Origin of the sequence: Enterococcus sp. DIV0682, assembly GCF_051712685.1 — a bacterium.
Taxonomy (GTDB): domain Bacteria; phylum Bacillota; class Bacilli; order Lactobacillales; family Enterococcaceae; genus Enterococcus; species Enterococcus faecalis.
Genome location: NZ_JBIOPK010000001.1, coordinates 420,955 through 432,478 on the forward strand (window position 1 = coordinate 420,955; position 11,524 = coordinate 432,478).

The window sequence follows — 11,524 nt, forward strand, 5'->3', positions numbered from 1 at the left end:
GAGGGGAAACGATGAAACTATTGCATACAGCTGATTTACACATGGATCGGTCTTTTGAAGGGTTAACTGGGATCCCGACAGCCTTAGCGAAGCGCTTAAGAGAAGCTAATCAACAATTGTTGATGAATATCGTAACAGTTGCCATTCGAGAAGCGGTGGACTTGGTTATTTTTGCAGGAGATACGTTTCATCAAAGTCAGACCTCTATTTCAATGCAAGCCCAATTGATGGCCGCATTAGAACAGTTGAAACAAGCAGAAATTCCTGTGATTCTAACATTTGGGAATCATGATTACTATAAAAAAGACCGCTATTGGTTTTCTTTTCCAGACAATGTTTTTTTATTTGAAAAAGAAATGGTTGAGACACTGTATTTTGAAACGAAAGCGGGCGAACAAGTGGCTGTTTCAGGGTTTAGTTATGAGCATCCCTGGATTGATGAAAATAAAGCACTAGAATTTCCTATCAAACAAGCAGAATCTGACATTCATATTGGGATTTATCATGGAGACACCAGTCGGAAAGCGCAACAAAATTATGCTCCGTTTACATGGAAGGATTTAAAAGCCACTGGCTATAATTATTGGGCATTGGGCCACATTCATCAGCCGCAAATTGTTAGTGAACAACCGCTAATTGTTTATCCTGGAACACCTCAAGGGCACACGAAAAAAGAACAGTCTTTACAAGGGGTTGCAGTGGTCACACTTTCCCAAAATCAAGCGACTGTTCAATTTGAAAAAGTCGCAGAAATAGATTGGACGAATGAAGAAATATCTCTGGCGCAATGCCGTGACACCCAAAGCGTTTTGTCTTATCTTGAAACCAGTTTGCTGACGAAGTGGCATGCGCATCAGCAACAGCAATTGATGGCGTTGACACTGAAAGAAACGCAACATTTGGATGTGACCGTGGTGCAAGCCATTGTCAATGGTGAACTATTAAGCTACTTACAGCAGCAGCTTTTACAAAAAACGCAAGGTGATTTTTTTGTTTATCGCCTAATATTGCAAGCAGAGGAACCAACGAAAGAACCGATCTATTTAGCCGCTAGTCCCAACTTATTAACGGCATTAGAAAAAACATACTTAGATCCAGTTATTTTTGAAGATACCACCAAGGAATTGTTACGTTATCCAGAATTTGCTGGAATTTTTTCAATGGATGAGCAGTGGCGATTAGAGAGCTTGCGCCTAGCACATGAGCAAATTAATGAAGACTTTACTATTCAGGAGGACCCACTATGAAATTACTTGCAGTAGAGATTGTGGGCTTTGGAAAATGGCAACAACAGAAAATTACATTTGAATCTGGTAATCAATTGCTGTACGGCGCAAATGAAGTTGGCAAGTCCACATTGTATCAATTCATTCAAGCAATGCTGTTTGGTTTTCCCACAAAGGGCAAAAGAAAACGCGATTACGCACCTAAAAATGGTGGTTCGTATGGTGGTCGTTTGTGGTTGGAACATCCTGTGTTTGGGGAAGTTCAAGTCGAGCGTTTTAAAGAAAAAAATAAAGGGCAAGCAATCATTTATTATCAACAACAAATGGGGGATGAAAAAACCTTACAGCAAATGTTACATCCGCTAACGAAAAAGTTATTTCAAGAGGTTTTTACTTTCCAACAAGAACAATTAATTACGAGTGACAAGTTGACAGAAGAGGAACTGCAAACATCCTTGTTAGCCATTGGTGTTTCTGGTAGTCAACAACTTTTGACTTACCGAAATGCGTACTTTAAAGAAGCACAAAAAATCTTTAAAGGTAAAGGACAGCAGCCATTACTCAATCAGAAGTTGGCGGCTTATCAAGAACTAAAAGAGCAAATTCAAGAGAAAGAAGCGCAGCAACGAACTTTTCAACAATTAGAAGAAACGATTCGCGAAACAGAACAACAGCGAGTGACACTGCAACAGCAATTAAAAGAAACGCAACAGGACTTGTTACAGGTTGCGGAACAGCAACGTCACTTTCCCTTGTACGAAGAATGGCAGTCACTACCTGAAGAAACAGAGAACGTTGTTTTAGTAAAAGAAGACCAAGTTCAATTAGAAGAAACCTTTCAAGAATATATGTACCTAGACAAAGAACGACAACGTTTGACCAAAGAGTTATCTCTTCAGTCAGAAGCGCTCGATGTTCCAGAAGGCTATGCTTTTTACCTAGAACAAGAAGCATTGATTCAACAATTGTTGAATCAACGCTATGATATGCAACAATTGATGACGGAATCGGAATGGATGACCCAAACCTTTGAGCAAAATCGTCAAGAAATGGTCCTTTTAGAGAACGAATGGTCATGGTCGCCTGAACGACCACCACAGCTTTTTTATGACAACGAAACCGTTCAAAAGTGGCGCCAACAACAAGTTGCGTATACGCAAGCTCTTCAAAAAGGACAAGAACAGAAAGCATTCTTGACTTCTCAAATTGAAAATCTGGAAGACCAGTTAACGGATTTTGAAAAAGCGCATGCCGCATTTTTTGGTGAAGCGACGCGTGCCCAAAAAGCGCAGAAAACAAGTCAACCACTTTGGTTATTGCTAGGAAGTATCCTTGCATTACTCGGTTTCTTTTTGCCAAGCCCTTTAAAATGGGGCCTAGTTCTCGTGGGAGTTAGTTTTATCGCGAAAGAAGTGCTTAGCTACGCCACTAGAAAAGAAGTTTCCTCTGATGAAGTGAAAGAAGAGTGGCAGACAAAACTTTCGCAACTAGATTATTTAAATGAACAGTTCCAACAGGCGCTGAATCAAGAACGTGAGGCACAACTGCAAGTGGAACAACTTGAACAAGCAGTAGCGGAGCAAGCCCAAGTCCATCAATTAGGAAAAATGCAACAAATTGATACTTTAATGAATCAGCGGGAATTGATTACGCGCTATTTATTGCTTGTTCAAACAAATGAAGAACTCATGAGTCAATTGAAGGAAAATCAACAAAAACGCCAAGTATTTGAAGAACAAATCTTCCCATTGATGACGCATTTACCCTTGCAAGGAAAGAGCCTTTCCGAAAAGTTACACTTTTTAGAAGGATTTGCTGAAGAAATGGAGAAGGTTCGCTTTGCTCAGGAGTATCAAGCAGATGGCTATCTCAAACAGCAGTTACGAGAGTTGAAAACTAAACAGCAAGAAGCATTAACACGAATTCAGCCTTTACTAATTCGTTATCGGATTCTATCAATCGCTGATGTTCCAAGTAGGATTCAACAGCTGACCACTCAGCAAGCTCAAGTTGGTCGTGGGCAAGAATTAGCGACACAATTAGGCAATCTGTTTCCAGAAGCGGTAACAGAAGCAGCGTTAAAAGACCGTTCTTTACAACTGGCGCAGCAACAAGCACTGGAAGAAAGTCAGTTAAATAAAATACAAGAACAGTATCAAGCGCTGATTTATGAAAAACAACAATTAATGACGGATGGTACCTTAGATGAGTTGTATCAACGACAAGCAATTTTAAAAGCGGAAATCAAAGAACTAGCTCAACGTTGGTCTGGGTATCAACTAGCGGGACAACTGCTAATGGACCTATTAACAGAGCTTTCGGAACAACAATTGCCCAGCTTATTACAGTATGCATCAAGCTACTTTGCACTTTTAACAAATCAGCGTTATCAATCAATCCAAGTAGCCGAAGGTCAACTAGTTGCGGTGACGAAAGAACAAGAAATGTTTTATTTACATGAATTATCAACTGGCACTAAAGATCAATTGATGATGGCTGTTCGTTTTGCCTTTTTAGCAGTCCAAGGCGAGCAACTGATTTGTCCAATTATCATTGATGATGGCTGGTTACACTATGATCATCAAAGAAAAGTCCAATTAGCTGAATTATTTACTAAGTTTGGTCAAAAACAGCAAGTCATTTGTTTTTCTTCTGACCAAGAAATGGTAAGCTATTATCAGGACTTACAACAAAGAGTAATTGCGTTAGAAGGAGGAAGCGTCAAGTGAAAAAATTACGTGAATTAACAGTAGAAGAACTTTTTGAATCATTTGTTCTAATTAAAAATGCCGATGTGCGTGTAGCTAAAAATGGGAAAAAGTTTATTGCCTTTACCTTTCAAGACACATCTGGCACGATTGACGGAAAATATTGGGACGCCTCTGAGGATGAAATTACACGATTTACTGCGGGAAACGTTGTTTTACTGAATGGGAAACGAGAAGTTTATCAAAACAAACCCCAAGTAAAAATTTTACACATGCGTTTAGCGACAGCAGAGGAACCAAGCCAGCCAAGTTTATATATGGAACGAGCGCCTTTGAAAAAAGAAGAGATGGTCGAGGAAATCAATCAAGTAATTTTTGAAATTACCAATGCTCATTGGAATCGTATTGTGCGCTATCTCATGACGAAATACCAACAAGAATTTTATGAATTTCCTGCAGCCAAACGGAACCATCATGCTTTTGCGAATGGCTTAGCTTACCACACTGTCTCAATGTTGCGCCTAGGCAAAGCAATTGCTAAGGAATATACTGAAATTAACACGTCACTATTATACGCGGGGATTATTTTACATGACTTAGGAAAAGTTTTAGAATTATCTGGCGCTATTACGACAGAATATACGGTGGCAGGGAACTTAATTGGTCATTTAGTTTTGGTGGATGAGGAAATTACCAAGGCGTGTTTGGCTTTGAAAATTGATGATCGAGAAGAAGACGTTGTCGTTCTTCGGCACATGGTCTTAGCCCACCATGGATTATTGGAATATGGCTCACCTGTGCGACCAAGAATTATGGAAGCGGAAATCTTACATCAAATTGATACCATGGATGCATCCATTCAAATGATGCTAGGGGCCATTCGGCAAACACAACCTGGGGAGTATACTGAACGAATCTTTGGTTTAGATAACCGCAGTTTCTATGTTCCAAAAGATAAATAAAAAAAGGGAGTGGTCAATCGACCACTCTCTTTTTTATGCTTATTTAGAAGAAGATTCTGTTGTTTTGCTTGAAGAATCTGTTGCTTTTTCAGAGTCGCTTGTTTTGGTATCACTTGTTTTAGAATCACTTGATTTTGATTCTTTTTTCTCTGAAGAAGAGCTTGAAGATTCAGTTTGCATGTAGCCTGCTAAAGCGTTCTTGAAGGCATCATCTTTAATTTTCACATTGGCCGCTTTTAATTCGTCACTAATAACTTTTGATTGGAATGTTGGGTCGGCTAATTTTGTATCTTCAGCAATTTTCTTGATCTCTTTTTCATAAGGTTTCATGTCATTGCCTTTTGCTTTGTTTTTCGTCATTTTCACTACATAGTAAGTTGTTTGGTACGTTTGTGCGTTTGTTGCAGCAATTGGTTCTGATACTTCGCCATCTTTTAGTTTGAAGGCTGCTTCTTTAACTTCGGCAGGAACAGTTGTTGATTGTGAATCAAATTTGATTTTACCGCCGTCTTTTTTCGTTGCAGCATCGGTTGATTTGTCTTTAGCAATTTTTGCGAAATCGCCGCCGTCAGTGATTTCTTTCTTGACAGCTTTTGCATCATCTTCTGAAGCAACTTGGATAATTTGTGCTTCTACTTCTGGATGGAAGCTTGCCCAAGCTGTTTTTAAGTCTTCATCTGTAATTTTTAAATGATCTTTCAAACCTACTTGCATTGCTTCTGTTTGTTCTAAACGTTTCTTGAATGATTTTTCAGTTAAACCAGCTTGTGTTAGTGCATCAGAGAATTTTCCGCCTTGCGCTTCCACTTGTTTTTTAGCGTCATCAAATTTCTTTTGAATGGCTTTGTCAGTTACTTTGTCGCCATATTTTTCATCAAAGACTTTATAGATAACCATTTGGCTAAATTCTTGTTGGCTCGTGCTTTGTTCTTTAATTTGGTTATAAAAATCATCAACAGTAATTGTTGAACCTTTCATTGTTGCGATATCTTTTGAACCGCTTGAACACGCTGCTAAACTAAAAACGGCCATTGCGCCCGCTGCAGCTAAGATTAGTTTTTTCTTCATTCTCTTATGCACTCCTGTTTTTTTTAGTTTTATTTCTGTTATAACTATACCATACCTCATTTTGAAAAAGAAAGAGTCTCAGGCATAGTTTCAAACAAAATTCGTATTTACGTCACACTTTTTATTTTTTTAATAACAAAAGAAATAATTAACATCAAAGACTTTACTTTTGCTTGTTAGTTTGTGTGTCGGGTAATTCAGCCGTGATTTTGGCAATTTGTTCTTTAATTTGAGCAATCCGAGGTTCCGCTTGGAATTTGAAATCAGTGATTTCTTGTTGCAGGTCTTTTGAAAATTCAGTTGCCAGTGGAACGTTTTCTTCGACAACTGCCAAATTTCGTTGCACCTGATCCCAGTCATTCGTGACTTGATTTTTCAGTGAACGATAGTCCTCTAGCTCATTGATTAAATGTTGTCGTGTTTCTTTCCCACTTCTTGGAGCAGCCAATAAACCGCCAATGGTACCGGCAGCTGCGCCAAAAAAGAGGCCTTTAATAAATTTTTTCATTTAGTTCACCTGCTTTGCAATGGTCTCAGCAATTTCTTGCATCGCTTCGGCGGAATAGTCCTCTTGATGGTTGCCAAAATGAATAGAGAAATCATCTTCTTTTGAATAACGGGGAATCAAATGAACGTGGGAATGGAAAACGGATTGATAAGCCACTTCCTTATTGTTATTTAAAATGTTTAATCCTTCCATTTCTGGAAAAGCTTTTTCTAATGCTCGTGCTACTTTAGGAATACGAGCAAAGACGTCACTTGCTAAAACGTCATTATATTCAAAAATATCAGCAACGTGTTGTTTTGGAATCATTAAGGTATGTCCTTTGGTCACTTGTGTGATGTCTAAAAACGCGTAGACTTTCTCGTCTTCATAGACTTTATAACTTGGGATTTCGCCGTTGATAATTTTACAAAAAATACAATCATTCATGAAAAATTCCTCTTTTCTCTAGGTTCTTTCCTTTACTTTACCACAAGTTGATTTCTCTGTGGATGAAAAAGTACGTGAGTTCGCTAAAAAGTTCGTTTCATTTCGTGTATAATAAGAGAAAGAAAAAAATCCATTTAATTAAGGGAGTAATTTTTGAATTCTTGGTTCGCTTAGGGTTTAATAATGGTAGAGAGAAAAGGTTGGAGGCAAAAGAAATGAGCTTAACAATTGAACATTTAACAGGAGGTTACGGCCATATTCCTGTCTTAAAAGATATTAATTTTGACGTCAAGTCTGGTGAAATGGTTGGTTTAATCGGCTTGAATGGTGCGGGGAAAAGTACCACCATCAAAAATATTATTGGGTTACTTACGCCGCAAAAAGGCAAAATTATGATTGACGGGGAAACATTGCAACAAGCCCCTGAAGAATATCGTAAAAAAATCGGGTATATTCCGGAAACACCTTCTTTATATGAAGAATTAACATTGAAAGAGCATATCGAAGTAACGGCCTTGGCTTATGATATTCCATTAGAAGAAGCATTCAAACGAGCAGAACCATTACTAAAAACGTTCCGTTTAGACAATAAATTGGAATGGTTTCCTGCTAATTTTTCAAAAGGCATGAAACAAAAAGTCATGGTACTTTGTGCATTCTTAATTGAACCGAGTTTATATATTATTGATGAACCTTTTCTAGGCTTAGATCCTTTAGCAATTCATGCTTTATTAGAATTAATGGATACGATGCGTAAGCAAGGGGCAGCGATTTTAATGTCCACGCATATTTTAGCAACAGCTGAAAAATATTGTGATCGTTTTGTGGTACTACACGAAGGGAAATTACGGGCAAACGGTACAATGGCTGAATTACGTGCAGAATTTAATTTACCAGAGTCTTCTTTAGATGATATTTATCTTGCCTTGACGAAGGAAGAAAAGGTGGGGTAACATGGGCGAATTTTTTAGTCAACGTTTGTCACGGCATTTCAAAAAAATGTCCAAGTACTTGCGCTATATTTTAAATGATCATTTTGTTTTAGTCTGTATGTTTTTATTAGGCGGATTAGGTCTGTACTATTCCCAGTTGTTAAAAGAATTACCTCGTGATTTTGTTTGGGGCAGACCGTTAATTCTATTGGGCTGGCTGCTACTCATTCAAGTTGGTAAGTTGGCTACTTTGACAGAAGAGCCAGACAAGGTTTTTTTATTACCAAAAGAAAAACAATTCGCTGCTTATCTGAAACGGGCGCTGCGCTACTCTTTAATTTTACCGATTGTGGTCAGCTTTCTAGGAAGTGGCCTATTGATGCCGTTGATTGTAGTCACAACAGGTTGGTCGTTTCAAACCTTCTTTTTATTTTTGGTCATGCTAGTTTGTATGATTTATACACATCTTAGTTTACAAAGCTATGGGCTCTATCATCTTTCGTCAACCACTTACCGTAGTTGGTGGTTCGTTTGGTTGATCAGTAGTCTCTTGATTATGACGGGAGCCATTTACTGGACGCCTTGGGTTGGTGTGATTGGTGGTATCATTCTGGCCGTTTGTTTATCGAGTATTTGGCAAAATAAGATGAAACAGAGTTTCTTGGATTGGGAAAAAATGATCCAAAAAGAACAAAACAGAATGCATAGAATTTATAAATTCATTCAGCTGTTTACAGATATTCCTGAAGTGAGTAGTACAGTGAAACGTCGTAAATACTTAGATCCTCTCCTCGGAGTAGTCAAAAAAACATCTGAGAACACGTATGCTTACTTATTCATTCGGAGCTTTTTACGAGGTAGCGAATATAGCGGCTTATTGTTTCGTTTGATTTTGGTTGGTGGCGTGCTACTCTTCTTTTTACAAGAATTCTGGATTGCGTTGGTAGTTGCTTTATTGTTTGTCTATTTAATCGGGTTCCAGTTGATTCCCATGTACACGCAATTTGATTATATGGTGATGACACAGCTATATCCAATTTCAATAGAAAAAAAACAAGCAGCAATTCGCCGGTTAATTGGCGGCGCATTGTCTGTTGCGGCCATTATTTTTGGTGGGATTGTCTGCCTTCGTTTAGGCAATTTGCAAAATAGCTTGATCATTCTGGGTGCCTTAATTGTAGAAGTTGTGATTTTCACTAAAATGTATGTTCCAATGCGCTTGAATAAGTTATAAAGATGAGAAAACCCAGCAAAATTTACAAAAGAACCACATAGAAGCTTGACGAAGCAAGGTTTGGCGACTAAAATGGTAATTGCTGTAAAAATTGCAATAAAATTGTGTTGAGATAGGAGATAATTTCCATGGAATTTCAGTTGGATAAAGACTGGCGTCTGCAGCCGATAAAGGGCGCAACTGGTCAAACATACATGGGAATAAAAGAAACAGAGAAAGTGTTCATTAAACGAAACACTTCTCCACTTCTTGCAGCATTGTCTAAAGAAGGGTTAGCCCCGAAGATGATTTGGACAAAGCGGACAGCGAATGGCGACGTACTAACAGCCCAAGAATGGCTGGAAGGACGTTTATTACATGCGGACGAAATTGGCAAACGCAATGACGTGATTGACGTGTTATACCAATTGCATCATTCCAATTTGCTGAAAGACATGTTGAAAAAAATTGGTGGCGAAGTTTGTACCCCGCTAACAATGTTGAAAGAGTATAAGCGTCAACTACCTAAAGAATTAAAACGAAACAGTTATTTAAAAGAAGTAATCACTTATTTATATAATCATTTACCAGAATATCCAGAGACTAGTTATGTAGCTGTCCACGGCGATGTGAATCATCGGAATTGGTTAGTCTCGAATAATTATCTCTATTTAGTAGATTGGGATTCTGTGATGGTCGCGGACCCAGCGGTAGATTTAGGAATGATTTTGAGTCATTATGTGCCTCGTTCCGGTTGGAATCAATGGTTACTATCTTATGGTTTAATTCCTAATGAAAGTACAGTTCAACGAATTTATTGGTATGGTTTATTTAGCTTTTTACAAGAGATTGTTCGTCATCACCAAGAGGGCGAAAGAAGAGCAATGACTGCAGAAATTTTACAATTAAAACGAATGTTTAGTAGTTAAACTAATTCATTTAACATCCACACAGGCTGGCGAATTTCACCAGTCTGTTTTTAAAAGAAAGGAATTTTAAATATGCGTGTAAGAAATAGACCCGGAGCAGCAGAATATATGGCAAAATATCCACAATATGTGGTAGAAGGTCCTGAAAAATGGCAAGGGAAATGGCAAGAACGTTTTGGCAATAATCATCCCATCCACATTGAAATTGGTTCAGGTAAAGGTCGTTTTATTTATGAAATGGCTAAAGCACATCCTGAAATTAATTATATTGGTATCGATATGCAATTAAGTATTTTATCGATTGCATTAGATAAGCTAGTGGCCGAGCCGTTACCTAATCTACAGTTATTGCGAGTAGACGGCGAAGCATTAACAGAATATTTTGCTGAAAATGAAGTAGATTTAATCTATTTAAATTTTTCAGATCCTTGGCCAAAGAAAAAACATGAAAAACGTCGTTTAACGTATAAAAACTTTTTAGCGACAGATGAAATTATCTTAAAACCAAATGGAGAAATTCATTTTAAAACGGATAATCAAGGGCTCTTCGAATACTCATTAAGTAGCTTTTCTAAATATGGCATGATTATTGAACGTGTATGGCTAGATTTGCATAATAGCGAGTTTGAAGGCAACATTATGACAGAATACGAAGAAAAATTTTCTAGTCGTGGTCAACGAATTTATCGAGTAGAAGCACGTTTTGTTGCAAAATAAAAACAAGCATTCCTTTATTTTAAGTGAAGGAATGCTTGTTTTCTATTATTTAAGAAAGCCTAAGTTGTCGTTCTTAAAGCATAGGCGTCCAATAAAATTCTGGCCAGAATGGATAATGGTAACCGTGAACGCACTTCATAATCGGGGAAAAAGGAGCCTTCTGATTTGAAGCCTACGAACGGAATTTCAATGTATTTCATTAAACTAGAGTGTTTGCTTGCAGTTAAAAGGATAGTCCCAATTTCTGAGTCGTAACAGTTTTTACCAGCGACAACTAATTCTTGGGTTTCTCCGTTTAAAGAAACAAAAAGAGCCACATCTTTTTTTGATAACTTTTTACTAATATTTTTAATAATTTCTGGGTCCGTATGCAGTTCACAGTATTTGCCAGCCAATTGAAACTTAACCATCATTTCCTGAGCAATTAATTCTGAAAAACCTCTAGCAAAGATAATAATCCGTCGAGAAGCCTTGATTTTTTGGATCGCATCTTCGATATTACCAATTTCAATCATGTTAATCGTGCGAGTTACTTCTTCTTCATTCTTTAAAATGGCTGTCCGAATTCCTCGGTCTACTTTTTCTAATGCTGAAAAATTTATATTTTGGTTTTCTTTATCTTTCAAGTGATGCTTGAAGGATGTGAAACCTTCATAGCCTTTCTTTTTCATGGTTCTTACAATCGTCGCAGTTGATACGTTGGCTCGTTCGCTTAATTTTACAATGGAATAATCAGGGATTTCTAAAATATGTGTTTCGATAAAATGCCAGAGATATTGCTCTGACTCACTCAATTTTTGTTCCATAATGGCCAGCCCTTCTTTCTTTCGCTAAA

At 37.7% G+C, this 11,524-nt stretch carries 11 protein-coding genes; 7 read left to right on the forward strand and 4 right to left on the reverse strand.

Annotation, left to right across the window (positions count from 1 at the left end):
* Positions 1-11 precede the first annotated feature (11 nt).
* The 3 genes from IGK96_RS02145 to IGK96_RS02155 are packed head-to-tail and all read left to right on the forward strand — an operon-like array spanning position 12 to position 4,896.
* Entirely contained in the window at positions 12-1,247 is a 1,236-nt protein-coding gene (locus IGK96_RS02145) for a DNA repair exonuclease (protein WP_002379104.1), read from the forward strand.
* A complete protein-coding gene (locus IGK96_RS02150; RefSeq protein WP_438755779.1) occupies positions 1,244-3,955 on the forward strand; it encodes an ATP-binding protein in 2,712 nt (903 codons plus the stop codon). The genes IGK96_RS02145 and IGK96_RS02150 overlap by 4 nt, the downstream gene beginning before the upstream one ends.
* Positions 3,952-4,896: a 3'-5' exoribonuclease YhaM family protein gene (locus IGK96_RS02155; RefSeq protein ID WP_002373338.1), complete on the forward strand. Its 945-nt coding sequence runs from the start codon at positions 3,952-3,954 to the stop codon at positions 4,894-4,896. The genes IGK96_RS02150 and IGK96_RS02155 overlap by 4 nt, the downstream gene beginning before the upstream one ends.
* Positions 4,897-4,935: 39 nt before the next feature.
* On the opposite strand, the gene IGK96_RS02160 is transcribed toward IGK96_RS02155, so the two are convergent.
* The 3 genes from IGK96_RS02160 to IGK96_RS02170 form a co-directional block, all read right to left on the reverse strand.
* Positions 4,936-5,964 (reverse strand): peptidylprolyl isomerase, encoded by a 1,029-nt coding sequence (locus tag IGK96_RS02160; RefSeq protein ID WP_071646569.1) that lies wholly within the window; start codon positions 5,962-5,964, stop codon positions 4,936-4,938.
* Positions 5,965-6,127: 163 nt separating this feature from the next.
* On the reverse strand, positions 6,128-6,472 hold the full coding sequence (locus tag IGK96_RS02165) for a YtxH domain-containing protein (protein ID WP_002355526.1): 345 nt from the start codon (positions 6,470-6,472) through the stop codon (positions 6,128-6,130).
* Positions 6,473-6,898 carry an HIT family protein gene (locus tag IGK96_RS02170; protein WP_002355527.1) on the reverse strand — a complete coding sequence of 142 codons (426 nt, stop codon included), beginning with the start codon at positions 6,896-6,898 and terminating at the stop codon, positions 6,473-6,475.
* Between the two features lie 215 nt (positions 6,899-7,113).
* Here IGK96_RS02170 and IGK96_RS02175 point away from each other — a divergent pair, with 215 nt between their 5' ends.
* The 4 genes from IGK96_RS02175 to trmB all read left to right on the forward strand — a co-directional run bounded on the left by IGK96_RS02175 (position 7,114) and on the right by trmB (position 10,689).
* Positions 7,114-7,851, forward strand: a complete 738-nt coding sequence (locus IGK96_RS02175; protein WP_002363160.1) for an ABC transporter ATP-binding protein — start codon at positions 7,114-7,116, stop codon at positions 7,849-7,851.
* A 1-nt stretch (position 7,852) separates the two neighbouring features.
* The gene (locus IGK96_RS02180; RefSeq protein WP_010775585.1) at positions 7,853-9,064 is read left to right on the forward strand and encodes an ABC transporter permease; all 1,212 of its coding nucleotides are present in this window, start codon (positions 7,853-7,855) and stop codon (positions 9,062-9,064) included.
* A gap of 128 nt (positions 9,065-9,192) precedes the next feature.
* Positions 9,193-9,972 (forward strand): phosphotransferase family protein, encoded by a 780-nt coding sequence (locus IGK96_RS02185; protein ID WP_002355531.1) that lies wholly within the window; start codon positions 9,193-9,195, stop codon positions 9,970-9,972.
* A gap of 72 nt (positions 9,973-10,044) precedes the next feature.
* Positions 10,045-10,689 carry a tRNA (guanosine(46)-N7)-methyltransferase TrmB gene (gene trmB / locus IGK96_RS02190; RefSeq protein WP_002355532.1) on the forward strand — a complete coding sequence of 215 codons (645 nt, stop codon included), beginning with the start codon at positions 10,045-10,047 and terminating at the stop codon, positions 10,687-10,689.
* Positions 10,690-10,748: 59 nt separating this feature from the next.
* Here the strand turns inward: trmB and IGK96_RS02195 are convergent, their stop codons facing one another.
* Positions 10,749-11,495 (reverse strand): MurR/RpiR family transcriptional regulator, encoded by a 747-nt coding sequence (locus IGK96_RS02195; protein ID WP_002363162.1) that lies wholly within the window; start codon positions 11,493-11,495, stop codon positions 10,749-10,751.
* Positions 11,496-11,524: the final 29 nt, after the last annotated feature.

What these genes read in the sequence shown, in the direction of transcription:
- IGK96_RS02145 (WP_002379104.1), top strand. Translation starts at nt 12, where the DNA reads ATGAAACTATTGCATACAGCTGATTTACACATGGATCGGTCTTTTGAA.
- IGK96_RS02150 (WP_438755779.1), top strand. Translation starts at nt 1,244, where the DNA reads ATGAAATTACTTGCAGTAGAGATTGTGGGCTTTGGAAAATGGCAACAA.
- IGK96_RS02160 (WP_071646569.1), bottom strand. Translation starts at nt 5,964, where the DNA reads ATGAAGAAAAAACTAATCTTAGCTGCAGCGGGCGCAATGGCCGTTTTT.
- IGK96_RS02165 (WP_002355526.1), bottom strand. Translation starts at nt 6,472, where the DNA reads ATGAAAAAATTTATTAAAGGCCTCTTTTTTGGCGCAGCTGCCGGTACC.
- IGK96_RS02170 (WP_002355527.1), bottom strand. Translation starts at nt 6,898, where the DNA reads ATGAATGATTGTATTTTTTGTAAAATTATCAACGGCGAAATCCCAAGT.
- IGK96_RS02175 (WP_002363160.1), top strand. Translation starts at nt 7,114, where the DNA reads ATGAGCTTAACAATTGAACATTTAACAGGAGGTTACGGCCATATTCCT.
- IGK96_RS02180 (WP_010775585.1), top strand. Translation starts at nt 7,853, where the DNA reads ATGGGCGAATTTTTTAGTCAACGTTTGTCACGGCATTTCAAAAAAATG.
- IGK96_RS02185 (WP_002355531.1), top strand. Translation starts at nt 9,193, where the DNA reads ATGGAATTTCAGTTGGATAAAGACTGGCGTCTGCAGCCGATAAAGGGC.
- trmB (WP_002355532.1), top strand. Translation starts at nt 10,045, where the DNA reads ATGCGTGTAAGAAATAGACCCGGAGCAGCAGAATATATGGCAAAATAT.
- IGK96_RS02195 (WP_002363162.1), bottom strand. Translation starts at nt 11,495, where the DNA reads ATGGAACAAAAATTGAGTGAGTCAGAGCAATATCTCTGGCATTTTATC.